Source organism: Amycolatopsis sp. cg9, assembly GCF_041346945.1.
Classification (GTDB): Bacteria; Actinomycetota; Actinomycetes; order Mycobacteriales; family Pseudonocardiaceae; genus Amycolatopsis.
The window spans coordinates 9,008,890-9,023,965 of the sequence record NZ_CP166850.1 but is presented as its reverse complement, the minus strand read 5'-3'; the positions used below and the strand labels follow the sequence as shown (position 1 = coordinate 9,023,965).

Genomic DNA, 15,076 nt, shown 5'->3' with positions numbered 1-15,076 from the left:
TCTGCTTTCTGCGGAGGCTCGGCGGCCGGGTGCCACCGCCCGGGGCGGGCGCACCTGGGGGCTCAAGTGCCGGCCGGGCCGATCACCCACGACCGTCCGGCCCCGGTACCTTACCCACGCCACGCCGCCGCGGCATCACCCGCACGAGAACCCGCCGGGCGCTCAGCGCTGCCGGTTCAGGGCGCTGATCTCGGCCTGGACCTCGGCCCGCACCTTCGCCGCGCCGTCGGGAAGTCGCGTCTGGACGCCGGCGGCTCCGCCTCGCACGGGCCCGGCCACCGGGTACACCCGGTCCTCGCCGGGCAGCGGGACGCCCGGGCAGGTCGTGGCGCGCGGGCGGGAGTTCTTGACCAGGAACACGTTCACGAGGCCGTCGACGCACGGGTTGCCCGCCAGCGCGTACTGGCCGTGGAACGGCGAGTCGTCCACCGACACCAGCGGGACACCGGCCGCGCGGGCCCCCGACACCGCCTGCTCGTAGCCGGTCTGCGGGTCGAATTCGCCCTGCACGACAAGGATGTCCGAGGCCACTTCGGCGGGCACTTCAGGCAGTTCGTGCCGCGGGAGGTCGAACCAGTGACCGCATGTCTCACCGAGGCCGTAGGCCCAGCCGAACAGCGGGTAGCGCGGGCCTTGCCGGTCGCTGAGCCGCCGGTACCAGGCCGCGGAGCGGGTGGGTTGGTCACCGCACGCGACGGCGTAGCGGGTCCCGGGAGCCTGGGTGTAGTCGGGAGCCAGCTTCGGTGCCGCGGCGACGACACGATCGGTCGTCAGCTCCGCCGGCGGGACGCCGAACGTCGTCCGCGACACCGCGTCGAGATCGCTCGCGAGGGCCGCCGGGTCGGGGACCGTCCCGCCGTCGAGCGCCTGCGCGCCCAGGAGGAAGACCAGGGCACCGAGGAGCCACCGGACCGGGCTGCCGTTGCCGACGAAGACACCGTCGAACGTGTCGGGGGCGAGGCCGTGCGTGCCGTAGTAGGCGCGGACGCGCTCCCACTTCGCCTCGACCTCGGCGGCGGTCCCGCCCAGCTGCCCGGGGAAGGTGCGCGCCAGCCACGGCAGGTAGACCTCGTCGAACTGCCGCTGGTCGATGACGGGGAACGCCTCGAAGTCGGCCTGCAGCCTGCCTTCGAAGTCGACGCTGGAGTCGAGCACGACCTTGCCGGTGCGCCCGGGGAACAACGAGGCGTACTTGGCGCCGAGCCAGGTGCCGTAGGAGTAGCCGAGGTAGTTGAGCTTCTCGTCCCCGAGCAGGGCGCGGACCAGGTCCATGTCGTGCGCGGTCTGCCAGGTCGTGACGAACGGCGCGAGCGCGTCGCTCTGGCAGGCCTCGGCGACGGCGCGCGGCGTCCGCTGGTGGTCCGCGATGCTCGCCGCGGACCGGTCGCGGGCGTCGAGCGGCCCCGACGGCAGCCGCCCCACCGGTACCCGGCACTGGAAGCCGTGGTCGTCGGTGCCCGCGTGCCCGGTGCCGCGCGGATCCATGCCGACGAAGTCGTAGACCGCGCCGACCGACGGCTCCAGCGCGGCCAGCGACCCCACGAGCGGCGTCCCCTGGCCGCCCGGGCCGCCGGGGTTCAGCAGGATCGCGCCGCGCCGCTCGCCGGTGGCCGCGACCCGGCTGATCGAGACCTCGAGCTCCGGCCCGGCGGCCGGGTCGGCCCAGTCCCGCGGGACCGTGACCCGCGCGCACTGCGCGGCCGGCTCACCGGCCCCCGGCTTGAACGGGCAATCGCCCCAGCTCAGCTGCTGCGCCGTGTACGGCGCGAGCGGATCGGCGGCGGCAGCGGGTACCGCCGCCGCGAAGAGGGCGGCCGTCGCGGCCACCAGTCCTGTCCGGGAGAGGCGCACCGGGTTTCCTTCCGTCGGCGGGTGGGTGCGCCCGAGCCTGGCCCGGCGCCGCCCGCCGGTGATCAGCCCGGAGGACGATCCGGCCGGGCCCGCCTCGGCCCCCGGTATGAGGCCCGGGTCCGGCATGTGATGACAGCAAAGTCCCCCTCAGCGCATCAGACGCCGTGAACGTCCCCTTCCGCCCGGCGGGTCCGCGCGCGAACGGGCGCCGGGCCCGAGATCATGGCCGCATGACCGGTTCCCGGCCGGGGCTGGGCGTCGTCGGGCGCCGCCTCGCGCAGTTCCTGCTGGACGAGGCGCTCGTCTTCCTGCCCCTGCTGCTGCTCGCGATCGCGGTGGTCTGGCTGTTCCGCCCGCACGGCCCGGGCCTGCTGACCTTCTTGAAGGTCGTGCTCTACACGATGCTGGCCCTGGACTTCGCCGGCCTGTGGTTCGTCGGCGCGTGGTGGCCGTACCGCCACGGCGGGCAGACGCCGGCGATGCGCTGGCTGCGCCTGCGGGTCGTCACCGCCGAGGGCGGGCACCCGTCGCTGGGGGCGTTCGTCGTCCGCGAGCTGCTGATGGTCGTCGACGGGTTCGCCTGGGGGCTGGCCGGGACCGTGGTGATGCTGGTGAACCGGCGGCGGCAGCGGTTCGGCGACATCGTGGCGCGCACCGTGGTCGTGCGCGTCCCGCGGTCAGCGGACCAGGCCGCTTTCCCAGGCCCAGATGGCGATTTCGGTGCGGTTGCGGGCCCCGAGCTTGCGCTTGGCCGCGCCGATGTGGGTCTTGACCGTGGGCATCGACACCACGAGTGAGGCGCAGATCTCTTCGTTGGTCCGGCCGCGCGCCACGGCCCGCACGACGTCGAGTTCCCGTGGGGTGAGCGGGGTTTCCGGGGCGCCCGCCCGTCCCGGGCCTCGGCGCGCGAAGTGTTCCAACAGCCGCGTCGTGATCGCGGGGGAGACGAGCGCTTCACCGTGCGCGGCCGCGTGCACGGCTTCGACGAGCAGGTTGGGCCCCGCGTCCTTGAGCAGGAACCCGCAGGCGCCGGCCCGCAGCGCCGCGTGCACGTTCTCGTCCAGCCCGAACGTCGTGACCATCACGACGTGCAGCGGCTCCGGGACTCCCGCGCCGGCCAGCAGTTCCGTGGCCCGCAGCCCGTCCACGCCAGGCATCCGGATGTCCATCAGGGTCACGTCCGGGCGCAGCTCCCGGGCCAGGCGCACGGCCTGGTCGCCGTCGGCGGCCTCGCCGACGACCTCGATGTCCGGCTCGCCCTCGAGGATGAGCCGGAACCCCGCGCGGACCATCGCCTGGTCGTCGGCGATCAGCACTCGCGTCGGCACCCCGGTCTCCCCTCGCCTCAGCCCGGCTCGAGCGGCAGCCGCGCGGTGACTCGCCAGCGCCGGCCCGCCGCCGGTCCCGCGTGCACCGTACCGCCCACCGCCGCCACCCGCTCCGCCATCCCGAGCAGCCCGTAGCCACCCCGGCGGGCGGGGCGCCCGGCGCCGTCGTTGACGACCTCGACGCGCAGCGCGCCGGGCGGCTCGTGGCGGACGAGCACCCGTACTTCGGTGGCCTCGGGCGCGTGGCGGCGGACGTTGGTGAGTGACTCGGTGAGCAACCGGTGCGCGGTGGTGACGACCTCGGGCGCGACCGGGAGCGCGGCGAGATCGGGGCTGACGTCGAGGTGGACGCGCTCGTCGTCGGGCACCGCGCGGTCGACGGCGGTGGTCAGGTCGGCCGGCGGGACGAAGAAGGCTTCGTCGCCGGTGCGCAGCGCGCCGACCAGCCGGCGCATCGCGGAGAGCGCCGTCACCCCGGCGGTTTCCAGCTCGGCGAAGGTCGCGGTGTCGCCGCCGGTGCGTTCGGCGACCCGGTGCGCGGCCTGGACGCGCACGACGATGCCGGTGACCTGGTGGGCGACGAGATCGTGCAGCTCCCGGGCCAGCCGCAGCCGTTCGGTGTTGCGCAGCTCCAGGACCGCGGCGCGGTGGCGGACGTCGGCGTCGCGCAGGACCAGCCCGCCGGCCAGCGCGCCGCCCCAGACCACCGCGGCCCCGGTCGCGTAGAGCCCGGCCGGGTTTTCGTTGCCGTAGCGCAGGATCGGCGCGAGCGTCGCGGCGCAGCCGCCGAGAACCGCTTGCAGGGTGGCCGCTTTCGGCGAGAGGCGGTGGCAGCACGCGCCGACCACCAGCGCCAGCGCGAGGACTTCGGCCGCACCGGGCTGGGGCGGCAGCCGCGCTCCCGCCGCGCCGAGCGCCGCGGAAACCGCCGTGCCCAGCAGTGAAAGCCCGAAGACGGCGGTGGCGAGGCCGGCGAGCCGGTCGGGGAACCGGCGGCGCAGCACGGCCAGCACGGCCACCACCGGGCCGATGCCCGGCGCGAACTCGATGGCGACGGTGGTGAGCCCGCCGGTGCCCGGACCGGCGCGGGCGGCGAGCACCGCGTCGACCACCACGAGCGCGCCGAGCACGGCCGCCTCGGCCACCAGCGGGCCGCGGCGGCCGGTCCACGGGATGCCCGGCCGGCCGGTGAAGGTCATCTGCCGATCGTGCCCGATCGTGGGCGCGGTGAAACTCGTACCCGGGTAGGAGACACCGGGCGTGATCTCGTCCCGGCGGCTGATCGCGGCCGCGCCGATCCGCGCCAGGCTTCGGGGATGGACGACCGAATCGCACCCACGCCGATGCCGGAAGCCGCGATCCGACCGGACGGCGGAAAGATCGAAGGCTTGCCGGGCTGGTACTTCGCGCTCGTCGGGCTGCTGGTGGCGAGCAACGACCTGAGCCTGCAGTTCAGCGACCGGTACAGCTGGGTCGCTGTGCTGCCGCTGGTGCTCGTCGCGGTACACCTGACGCTGTGGTTCACGCTGCTGTCCCGGCGCCGCCGGTACCTGCGCGCGGTCTGGCGCTCCAAGCAGGCGCTGGTCCTCGTCGCTGTGCTCTTCGCCCTGCGTTTGGGACTGCAGTTCGGGCTGGCGAAGCTGACCGACGAAGCCGCGCCGCTGCACAGCCACCGGCACCTGGTCATCGGCTTGGCGATGCTCGTGGTGACGACCGCGGGAGCGTGGTTCGACCAGTGGCTGATCCTGCGGGTGGTGAACCGCGAGCGGTGAACGTCGGCGACCGGCTCGAGCCGCAGGGTCCCGGCGGGCGTTCAGCGGTCGAGGACGGTGTCGAGCCAGTCGAAGGTGCGCTGGTGGAACAGGAACAGCGCGCCTTCGTGGCAGTGTTCGCCCGCGCCTTCGTCTTCGCGGAAGAGGATCAGTTCCTTCTCGCAGGTCAGTTCGTCGAGCACGCGCTGGGGCTGGCCGCGGAAGAACTGGTCGTTTTCGGCGTCGAGGACCAGGGTGGGGCAGGTGATGCGGTCGGTGAGGCCGGCCATGGTGTAGGCCTTGGTCGCCTCGACGACCTCGTCGAAGGTCGGCAACCCGAAGGTCCACTTGCCGTTGCGGACGACCCAGCGCGCTCCGGTGTTCCGCGCGGTCACCGCGTCGAGCCCGCCCGGGGTCGACGCGGCTTGCGCGGCGACCGCGGCGAAGGGCTCGTGCAGGTCGTAGATCCCGTCGTAGAGCACGCACGCGGCGAGCCGGTGCTCGTAGGCGGCCGCCCGGGCGGCGAGGTAGCCGCCCATGCTCATGCCGATCAGCGCGATCTTGTCGCTGTCCACTTCGGGCAGGCTGCGGGCGAGGTCGACGGCGGGGGTGACCACGGCTTCCCAGTCGGGCCGGAACCGCAGGCCGCCGCGGAGCGGGGCGCCCTGGCCGGGGCCGTCGAAGGCGAGGACGTTGTAGCCGCGCCGCAACGCGCCCACGGCGATGGCGAAGTAGCTCTCCTCCAGGATGGAGTCGAACCCGCCGTGGAACAGCACCGTCGGGCGCGGGGCGCCGGAGTCGTCGACGAGGAAGAGGTACGCGGGCAGGGTCGTGTCCTCGTACGGGATGGCCAGGGCGCGGGCCGGGGTGTCCAGCAGCGGGGCGGCGTCGGCGAACGTCCGCTGGGCGGCTTTCGCCAGCCGCGCCGACTCGGGGTCGTGCTCGGGGTCGTCGCGGCGGTAGAAGTCGGCGGCGCGGTAGTAGTTGGACGCCCGCAGCAGCGCCTCCCGCGCGCTGACCCGGTGCCCGGCGGCCAGTGCGTCGCGGCCGATGCCCTCGATCCGCGCGGCGGTCGCGGCCCACTGGGTGGACCAGGCGTCTTCGTCTGCCTCGGGGATCCGGCGGCAGGTGACGAGGACTTCGCCGAGGTCGGCGCCGGCGTAGGCGATGTAACCGGTGGCGCGCAGGGTTTCGAAGGAGAACGACTCGTCGTCGAAGAGGAACTTCATCGGATGCCTCCGGGTCAATGCGAACGGAACGGTCTCGTTCCGTTGTAGCACGGGTGCGAATGGAACGCCACCGTTCCGTTCGCTAGAGTGGGGGCATGTCCACCAGTGAAGAGAGCGCCCGGCCGGTGAGCGGTGGGGCGGTGCTGCGGCGGCAGGTGACGGACGCGATCACCGAGGCGGCGTTCGCCGAGCTGGCCGAGACGGGGTACGCGCGGACGTCGATGGACGCGGTCGCCCGGCGCGCCGGCGTCGGCAAGGCCGCGCTGTACCGGCGCTGGCGATCGAAGCAGGCGATGCTCGCCGAGCTGATCCGGGACAAGGTCGCCGACGCGCTGCCGCCCGCTCCGGACACCGGCGCCCTGCGCACCGACCTGCGCGAGCTGTTCGCCACTTTCCGCGCCCAGCTGGACAACCCGCTCATCACCCGGATCGGCGCCGGGCTGCTGGCCGAAGCCGAGCACGACGCGACCCTCGCCGAGGTGCTGCAGACCGGCGTGGCCGAGCCGCGCCGGGCGGCGGCGCGCGCGATCCTGCAGGCCGCGATCGACCGCGGCGAACTCCCACCCGGCCTGGAACTCGAGCTGGGCACCGACCTGCTGATCGCACCGCTCGCCTTCCGGCTGCTGGTGCTCAAGCGCCCGATCGACGACCGGTACCTGGAAACGCTGACGCGGGCGATCGAGGCGGCACTGAAGGCGACGGCGTCGTGAGTCGGGGTGCCCCGCCGAGCCGAGCTCGGGGTGACGAACCGGCCGCCGGATAGGATCCGTCGCAAATCATGCTCAGGCCTGGGGGAGACCTTCCATGACGATGCCCGAAGACAGACCGCAGCAGCCCGCGCCGGAAGCGAATCCCTTCCGGCCGCCGGCCCCGGGGGCCACCCTGCCGCCGTATCCGCCCGCGCCGTACCCGGTGCTTCCACCGGTCGGCTCGCCGATCAAGAAGCGCGGTGGCCTCAAACTCGCGTTGCGGATCGGTGTTCCCGTCGTGTTTCTCCTGGTCGTGGTCGTAGCCGGGCTGACCTCGTCCACGGCCAAGAGCAACGACGTCGGCGACTGCCTCAAGGGCAACACGGACAACGCCGACAGCGTGACCTCGGTGGCCTGTGGTCCGGAGGCCACCTACAAGATCGTCGGCAAGGTCCCGGACCAGTCCCGGCTGGCACTGACCCTCGGCGGCGGCTGTGACCAGTTCCCGACGGCGACCGTCGCGTACTGGGAAGGTGTCGAGTCCTCGAAGGGCACGTTGCTCTGTCTGGAGGACACGAAGAACCCGGGCAAGGGCGTGCCGCTGGTGGGTGACTGCGTCAAGGGGGACCTCTCCGATGCCGCCCACGCCGAAAAGGTCCCTTGCGGACCGGAGGCGAGCTACAAGGTCGCCGGTGTCGAGGACGGCGGGGCGCTGGGCGGGCTCACGACCGCGGCCTGCGCCAAGGTCCCGTCCGCGGCCGCCTCGATGGAGTGGAAGCGGCAGGGCAGCCTGTCGTCGAAGATCCTGTGCCTGGAAGACCTGAAGAACCCGGACAACCGGAAGCCCGCAGTCGGCGAGTGCATGGCGGCCGGCGCCAATGACGAGCTCCACCTCGCCCCCTGCGAGAAGGGAGCGGCGAAGGTGCTCGGTCAGGTGGACGGACTGACCAAGATGGACGGTCTGTCGAAGACCGTCCAGGAGATCTGCAAGGACTTCCCCGGCTCGGACCAGGCGGCTTCCTGGAGCATGCGGGGCTCCTTCGCGGTGACCACCTACTGCATGCAGTCGGTCGGGAAGTAGGGCCCGGGCCGGACCGCGCTCGCGGTGCCGCACCTGAATGTGACCGCACGCGCCGGCCGGACTGCGCTACGGTCTTGCGGACCGCACAACTCCGGGGGGAACCATGCGTCGATCGATCGTATCCGCTGCTTGCGCCGTGCTCCTGCTCGCCGGAACCGGTACCGCCGCCGCGAGAACCGATCCACGTCAGGTCGCACTGGACGCGGCCGTGCGGGCGGGGAACGTGGGGATCATCGCGATCGCGGCGGATCCGGACGGCCGCTGGCGGGGGCGGGCCGGATCCGGTGACATCGTCACCGGGGCGAAGCCCGACACCGCCGGGCGGTTCCGCATCGGCAGCGTGTCCAAGACGTTCACGGCGACCCTGGTGCTGAAGCTCGCCGCGAAGGGCCGGCTGGGGCTGGACGAGCCGATCTCGAAGTACCTGCCCGGCCTGCTGCCCTACCCGGAGCCGATCACGGTCCGCCAGCTGCTGCAGCACACCAGCGGCCTGCCCCGGGACCTGGCCCCGCAGTTCACCTGGCTGACCCTGCCGGAGCTGGACACCGAACGCTTCGTGCACTTCGACGAGGTCGAGGCGGTCCACGACAGCACCGTGCAGCCGCTGCTGTTCCCGCCGGGCACGAGCTGGTCGTACTCCAACACCGGCTACAACGTCCTGGCCCTGCTGGTCGAAAAGCTCACCGGCCGCCGGTTCGAACAGGTTCTCGCCGACTGGATCACCGGTCCGCTGCACCTGGCCGACACCTTCCTGCCGAGGGACTTCCCGCTCGTGCCGGACCCGGCCATGCACGGCTACGAGCAGCTCTACCCGGCCCCGCACGGGCTCACCGACGTCACCGCTTACAACCTCAGCCGCTACTTCGGCGCCGGGAACATCATTTCGAGCGCGACCGACCTGAACCGCTTCTTCCACGCGCTGTTCGGCGGCGAGCTGCTGCCGCCCGGCCTGCTCGCGCAGATGAAGACCACGGTCCCGTGGCCGGACACGGGCGGGCGGATCGGCTACGGGCTGGGGCTGATGCGCATTTCCCTCGTGGGGCCGTGCGGTCCCGGCGCTCCCGATGTCTGGGGGCACGCCGGGGACGTGCCCGGGTACAACACGTGGAGCATGAGCGACGAGACGGGCACCCGCCGGATCACGGTCGGGTCCAGCCCGGACGTGACAGCTTCGGAGGACGCGGCCTCGGGGCGGCTCCTGGCGATGGTCACGGAGTTCTGCACGCCGAACCTCCCCGGCGCCCAGGCGAGCGCCGCCCGCATCCAGGCGGCGATCCGCTGACGGCGCAAGACCTTCGCGGCGCTGGGCCGCCACCACGGCGGCCGGTTTCGACGAGTTCGTCGTGGCGGCCTCGCACCGCCGGTGCCCACGCCGTCCGACCCCGGGGCTCGACGCGGAGTCGCCGTCACGAGCGTGGTCGCTGTTTCACCCGCGCCGCAAGGAGGTCGATCACCTCGGCGATCCGCGCCGCGCGGAGCTCCGGACGGCGGGTGGTCGCGTCGATCCAGCGGAGGTAGGCCTTGCGGTAGAACTGCGCCAGCGTGTCGAAGAAGGCAGCGGCGGCGGGGTTGCCGTCCAGTGCGGCGGCGACGTCGTCGGCGAGGTCTTCGCGCTGGGGACCTTCCGGGGCCAGCTCGACGGTCACCTCGGTGCCGATGGTGACGCCCGTGTCGCGCAGCCACATCGGCGTGACGGTCAACAACCATCCGTCGGCGGTCGGCGACAGTCTCCCGCGAACCCGCTTCCCCTCGATCGTGCCGCCCACGGGGTGGTCGGCCTTGGCACCCCACGTCTTGTCCGGGTCGAACGGCACAGCGATGACCGCGCGGTCGCGCGGACCGGTGGCGATGACGGCGCGGAACTGCTGCGGGTTCACGACCGTGATCGTCGCACGGATGTCGTGGTCGCAGAAGGGCACCGACTCGAGCGGGACTGCGCCTGGTCCACCCGCTGGGCGGTGCGGGTCACCCGGTGCCTCGCCCACCCGTCGCTGTCCGCGGACGAGGGTTCAGGTACGAACCCACCCCGGCCGGGTGCCCTGCCTGGGCGAAGTAGCCGCAGCGGGGACAGCGGCCAACGCCTCGCGCCGGCGTGCCACCACCCCTCGGCGTCGTGCCCGACGAAGTCGACTGGTCCACGACCCGTTGGGGAAGCCCGGAGGAGTCGAACGGGCAAGCCGCGGCGCTCTCCCGACCCGCGTCGCGGCGCGTCACTAAGATCAAGTGGATGCTGGGTTTTGGCGGGGGAGTCGATAACTGTGGGTAACCCGTTGGTCGCGCAGGCGCAGGATTCGACGAAGTCGTACTCCGGTGTGCCGCTGCTCGAAGACGCCATCGGCCTGAAGGACGCCATCGAAAGCGGTGACTGGGCCTCGGTGGCGATGGGCGCCGTCGGCACCGCGCTGGACGCGCTGACCGCGGTGATGGATCCCTTCGGCGCGATCTTCGCCGCCGGGGTCGGGTGGCTGATCGAGCACGTCGGCCCGCTCAAGGAGGCGCTCAACGCCCTCACCGGGAACGCCGACGAGATCGCGGCGCAGTCGCAGACCTGGAACAACATCGCCAAAGAGCTCGAAGACGTCTCGACCGAGCTGACGAACGCCGTCAAGGCCGACCTCGTCGGCTGGCAAGGTCCCGCCGCCGACAACTACCGCAAGCGTGCCGAAGACACGTCCGGGCTGCTGGCCGCCGCGCAGAAGGGCTGCGAAGGCGCCGGAAGCGGGGTCAAGACCGCCGGCGAGGTCGTGGGCGCCGTCCGCACGCTGGTGCGCGACATCATCGCCGAACTCGTCGGGCACCTGATTTCGTGGGCGCTGCAGGTGGTGTTCACCCTCGGCATCGGGTTGACCTGGGTGGTGCCGCAGGTCGTCGCCGCCGTCGCGAAGACGGCGTCGAAGATCGCGAGCCTCACGACCAAGCTCGTCAAGGCGCTCAAAGCCCTGGTACCGCTGCTGAAGAAGGCCGGCACCCTGTTCGAGGACGCCGCCAAGGGGCTGAAGAACATCAAGGGCGGGAAGGTCGGCCCGCCGGGCAAGCCGGGGAAGATCGACGGCAACCCGAAGTCCCCCGACGTCAAGGACGGCAAGGGCGGCAAGGACGGCGACTCCACCACGACCGCCGGTGACCACTCGGGTGGCAAGGGCGGCGGCTCGTCGTCCGGAGACCACTCCTCCCAGGGCGGCGGCGGGGGCAAGGACGACGGCACCTCGACGTCGGGTGATCACTCGCCCGGCAACGGGAACAAGGCCCCGGGCGACTCGCCGCCGGCGAAGGGCGGCGCCGGGAAGGGTGGCGACAGCGGCGGCGGGGGCAAGGACACCTGGGTGTGCAAGACCGACCCGGTGGACATCGCGCGCGGCAACGTCGTGATCGACCAGCTCGACCTGGAGCTGCCGTCCCCGCTGGTGCTGGAGCGGCTGCACGTCTCCTCCTACCGCGCCGGGCGGTGGTTCGGCCCCACCTGGGTGTCCACTGTGGACCAGCGGCTGGCGGTGGGGCGCGAGCACGTCCGGTGTTTCGCGGCGGACGGCACCACCCTGGTCTACCCGCTCGCCGCGCCGGGCGCGCCGGTGCTTCCCCTGGACGGGCCGCGGCGCCCGCTGACCCGGCACGCCGACGGCAGCTACACCCAGGCCGATCCGCTGCGGGGCCGGGAACTCCGGTTCGCCGCGTTGCCGGGACGCGGATCCGCCGAGCTCGTCCTCCGGTCGGTCACCGACGCCGACGGCGCCCGGGTCGAGTTCGGCTACGACGCCCTCGGCGCACCGCGGACCCTGCGGCACTCCGCCGGGTACCGCGTGGAACTGGAGACCGAAGGTGGCCGGGTCACCGCCGTCCACGTGACCGACCCGGCCGGCCAGGCCCGGGTCCTGGTGCGGCGCTTCGGCTACGACGCGCTCGGCCGCCTGACCCAGGAGTTCAACGCCTCCGGCCGGCCGCAGGTCTACGACTACGACGGCGCGGGCCGCGTCACCGGCTGGCAGGACCGCAACGGCACCTGGTTCCGCTACGTCTACGACACCGCCGGCCGCTGCGTCCGCACCATCGGCGACCGCGGCTTCTACGACGCCGCGTTCGCCTACGACACCCAGCGGCGGGTCACGACCTTCACCGACTCCCTCGGCCACTCCGGTGAGTACCACTTCAACGAGGTCAACCAGCTCGTCCGCGAGGTCGGCCCGCTGGGCCAGGTCACCACGTCCGACTGGGACCGCGACGACCGCCTGCTGTCCCGCACCGACCCGCTCGGGCACACGACGTCGTTCGCCTACGACGAGCGGGGTGCCCTCCGGTCGGTGACCCGGCCGGACGGCTCGGTCCTGCGGGTCACGCAGGACGCCGCCGGGCTGACGATCGAGACCACCGCGGACGACGGCGTCGTGCTCTCCCGGTTCTACCCGCGTGACGAGGCGCCGGACCCGTTCACCGAGACCCTCGGCATCGCGAAGCCGCTGACCTCCGAGCAGGCCGCCTGGACGCGCGGGGACGAAGAGCCACCGCCGGTGGACCGCGACGTGTTCGGGCGGCCCCGGTCGGTGCTCAACCGGTCCGGGCAGCCCGTCGTGCTCGGCTGGACCCCCGACGGGCACGAACGGCTGCGCGTGCGGCCTTCCGGCGTGCGCGAGACCCGCGGTTACGACGCGGAGGGCAACGAGGTCGAGCACGTCAACGGCGCCGGGCTGGCCGAACGGACCGAGTACGGCCCGTTCGACCTGGTCACCGCGACGATCGACGCGTCGGGCGCCCGGACGAGCTACACCTACGACACCGAGCTGCGGCCCAGCACGGTCACCAACCCGCTCGGGCAGAGCTGGACCTACCGCTACGACCCGGCCGGGCGGCTGGTCGAGGAGACGGACTTCGACGGCCGCACGCTCCGCTTCGGCTACGACCCGGCGGGCCGGCTCGTCCGGTCGGCGAACGGGGCGGGCGAGGAGACCGAATACGGCCACGACGTGCTCGGCAACGTCGTCGAACGCCGATCCCCGGCCGGCACGACCCGGTTCGCCTACGACGCGGTCGGCCGGCTGACCGCCGCGGTCATGGGCGACGTCGAACTGCGCGTCACCTACGACGGCGAAGGCAACGTGCTGAGCGAGTCGGTCGACGGCCGGACGCTGACGCACGTCCACGAGACCGACGGCACCGTGCGGCGGCGCACTCCGTCCGGAGTGGACAGTGTGTGGACCTTCGACGCCGCCGGGCGGCCCGAATCGCTCGTCGTCGCCGGGCACACCGTGCGCTTCGAGCACGATGCGGGCGGCCGGGAGGTCGCGCGCACCGTCGACGGCGGTGTCGCGCTCACGCAGGCGTTCGACGTCGACGAGAACCTCGTCGGCCAGTCGGTCCAGCCCGTGGGGGCACCACCGCGGCACCGCCGGTTCAGCTACCGGCCGGACGGGCTGCTCGCGGGGATCGACGACGACCTGGCCGGGCCGACCCGGCTCGTGCTCGACGCCACCGGCCGGGTGGCCGAGGTGCACGGCGTGGCCGGCAGCCAGGCCTACCGCTACGACCCCGCCGGGAACGTCGTGGAGTCCAGGGAGCCCGGCCAGGTGCCGAGCGCGGGGCCGCGCCGGTACGTGGACAACCGGCTGGTCGCCGCCGGCGCCGTCACCTTCGACCACGACCCGCAGGGCCGGGTGATCGCGCGGAACGAGGGCGGCCGGGTCTGGCGGTACCGGTGGGACGGCCAGGACCGCCTGCTCTCGGTCACGACCCCCGAGGGTGACCAGTGGTGGTACCGGTACGACCCGATCGGCCGCCGGATCGCCAAGCAGCGCGTGGTCACCTCGGCCACCGGTGCCCGCGTGGTCGCCGAGTCCTGCGAGTTCACCTGGAGCGGCGCGCTGCTGGTGGAGCAGGTCCACGTGGACGCGGCGCAGACCCGGCACGTCACCGTCTGGGAGTACCACCCCGGCGACGACCGGCCGGTCGTCCAGGTCGAGCGCGCGGCGACGCTGCAGGACCGGTTCTTCGCGATCGTCACCGACCTGGTCGGCAGGCCGGCCGAGCTCGTCGACGCGGCGGGAGCGCCGGTCTGGCGCGGGAACGCGGGCCTGTGGGGCCGCGAGACCGGCGCGGCGGCCACCCCGCTCCGGTTCCCCGGGCAGTACGCCGACGCCGAATCGGGGTTGCACTACAACGTCTTCCGCTACTACGACCCGTCGACCGGCCGGTACCTGAGCCAGGACCCGCTCGGGCTCGGGCCCGGCCCCAACCCGGCCGCCTACGTCGACAACCCGCTGGCGGACCGCGACCTGCTCGGCCTCGCCTGCGGGAAGAAGGGCGGCAAGAACAAGACGAACGACCAGCCGGGCGGCGGCGACAACGCGGGGAACATCCCGCGCGGCGGCGGCGGCAAGAACGGCAAGGGCAAGAACACCGACGACACGCAGGCCAGCGGTTCCGGCGGTTCCGGCAGTTCCGACACGCATTCGTTCGGCAAGCACGACGGCACCGAGGTGCAGGTCGACTCCCACCAGGGCAAGCACCAGCAGGGCAACCAGAGCTTCGGCATGAAGTACACGGGCGGCTCGGGGACGAAGTTCCCGGACAACGTCAACGACAAGTGGCACAAGGACTACTTCTCCAAGGAAGTCGCCAAGTACAGCAACGACCCCCAGTACGCCAAGCACGGCACGGACGGCAAGAACCCCGGCTCGATCGACCAGAACGTGAACGCGAAGAAGAGCGATCTCGACGCGCGCCAGGAAAAGGTCGACGAGCTCGAGGCGGAGCTCAACGCGAAGAAAGCCGCCTACAAGAACGCCTCGGCGGAGGACAAGCCGGCGATCATGGAGGAAGGCAAGCAGCTCAACCAGCAGTTCAAGGACGCGAAGGCCGACCGGGACAAGGCGCAGTCGGATTACGACAGCGCCAAGGCGGACCGCGAAAGCTACGACGGCAACCGCAAGTCCGTCCAGTACGACAAGAACGTGAAGGACGACGGCGTCCAGTACGACATGACCTCGTACTGGAAACCGGACGGGCAAGGCGGCGGGAACTGGGTCACGACCTACCACTGCAACCCGGCCGTGCCGAAGGGCGGCAGCGTGGAGAAGGACTGGTGGCAGCCGCACGGCAAGGACATCGAGAAGCAGTACGGGCTGTGACACCCCGACGCGCGGTCGAACCCGCCCGGCGG

The 15,076-nt window shown here is 72.6% G+C and carries 11 protein-coding genes; 6 read left to right on the top strand and 5 right to left on the bottom strand.

Features of this window, described 5'->3' with window-relative positions:
- Positions 1-162 precede the first annotated feature (162 nt).
- Positions 163-1,851, bottom strand: a complete 1,689-nt coding sequence (locus AB5J73_RS41335; protein WP_370964448.1) for an alpha/beta fold hydrolase — start codon at positions 1,849-1,851, stop codon at positions 163-165.
- Positions 1,852-2,081: 230 nt separating this feature from the next.
- On the opposite strand from AB5J73_RS41335, the gene AB5J73_RS41330 reads away from it, so the two are divergent.
- Positions 2,082-2,648 carry an RDD family protein gene (locus AB5J73_RS41330; RefSeq protein ID WP_370964447.1) on the top strand — a complete coding sequence of 189 codons (567 nt, stop codon included), beginning with the start codon at positions 2,082-2,084 and terminating at the stop codon, positions 2,646-2,648.
- Here the strand turns inward: AB5J73_RS41330 and AB5J73_RS41325 are convergent.
- Both AB5J73_RS41325 and AB5J73_RS41320 read right to left on the bottom strand, forming a co-directional pair.
- Positions 2,529-3,179: a response regulator gene (locus AB5J73_RS41325; protein WP_370964446.1), complete on the bottom strand. Its 651-nt coding sequence runs from the start codon at positions 3,177-3,179 to the stop codon at positions 2,529-2,531. The genes AB5J73_RS41330 and AB5J73_RS41325 overlap by 120 nt on opposite strands.
- 17 nt (positions 3,180-3,196) lie before the next feature.
- Positions 3,197-4,378, bottom strand: a complete 1,182-nt coding sequence (locus AB5J73_RS41320) for a sensor histidine kinase (protein WP_370964445.1) — start codon at positions 4,376-4,378, stop codon at positions 3,197-3,199.
- A 117-nt stretch (positions 4,379-4,495) separates the two neighbouring features.
- On the opposite strand from AB5J73_RS41320, the gene AB5J73_RS41315 reads away from it, so the two are divergent.
- Positions 4,496-4,951: a hypothetical protein gene (locus AB5J73_RS41315; protein WP_370964444.1), complete on the top strand. Its 456-nt coding sequence runs from the start codon at positions 4,496-4,498 to the stop codon at positions 4,949-4,951.
- Positions 4,952-4,992: 41 nt separating this feature from the next.
- Here the strand turns inward: AB5J73_RS41315 and AB5J73_RS41310 are convergent, their stop codons facing one another.
- Entirely contained in the window at positions 4,993-6,159 is a 1,167-nt protein-coding gene (locus AB5J73_RS41310; RefSeq protein ID WP_370964443.1) for an alpha/beta hydrolase family protein, read from the bottom strand.
- A 95-nt stretch (positions 6,160-6,254) separates the two neighbouring features.
- On the opposite strand from AB5J73_RS41310, the gene AB5J73_RS41305 reads away from it, so the two are divergent.
- The 3 genes from AB5J73_RS41305 to AB5J73_RS41295 all read left to right on the top strand — a co-directional run bounded on the left by AB5J73_RS41305 (position 6,255) and on the right by AB5J73_RS41295 (position 9,211).
- Positions 6,255-6,869, top strand: coding sequence for a TetR/AcrR family transcriptional regulator (locus tag AB5J73_RS41305; RefSeq protein ID WP_370964442.1), 615 nt, complete (start codon positions 6,255-6,257; stop codon positions 6,867-6,869).
- A 100-nt stretch (positions 6,870-6,969) separates the two neighbouring features.
- Entirely contained in the window at positions 6,970-7,929 is a 960-nt protein-coding gene (locus AB5J73_RS41300) for a hypothetical protein (protein ID WP_370964441.1), read from the top strand.
- Positions 7,930-8,032: 103 nt separating this feature from the next.
- Entirely contained in the window at positions 8,033-9,211 is a 1,179-nt protein-coding gene (locus tag AB5J73_RS41295) for a serine hydrolase domain-containing protein (protein WP_370964440.1), read from the top strand.
- A 124-nt stretch (positions 9,212-9,335) separates the two neighbouring features.
- On the opposite strand, the gene AB5J73_RS41290 is transcribed toward AB5J73_RS41295, so the two are convergent.
- Positions 9,336-9,806 (bottom strand): YdeI/OmpD-associated family protein, encoded by a 471-nt coding sequence (locus AB5J73_RS41290; RefSeq protein ID WP_370964439.1) that lies wholly within the window; start codon positions 9,804-9,806, stop codon positions 9,336-9,338.
- Between the two features lie 381 nt (positions 9,807-10,187).
- Between AB5J73_RS41290 and AB5J73_RS41285 the strand changes: the two genes are divergently transcribed.
- Positions 10,188-15,044, top strand: coding sequence for an RHS repeat-associated core domain-containing protein (locus AB5J73_RS41285; RefSeq protein WP_370964438.1), 4,857 nt, complete (start codon positions 10,188-10,190; stop codon positions 15,042-15,044).
- Positions 15,045-15,076: the final 32 nt, after the last annotated feature.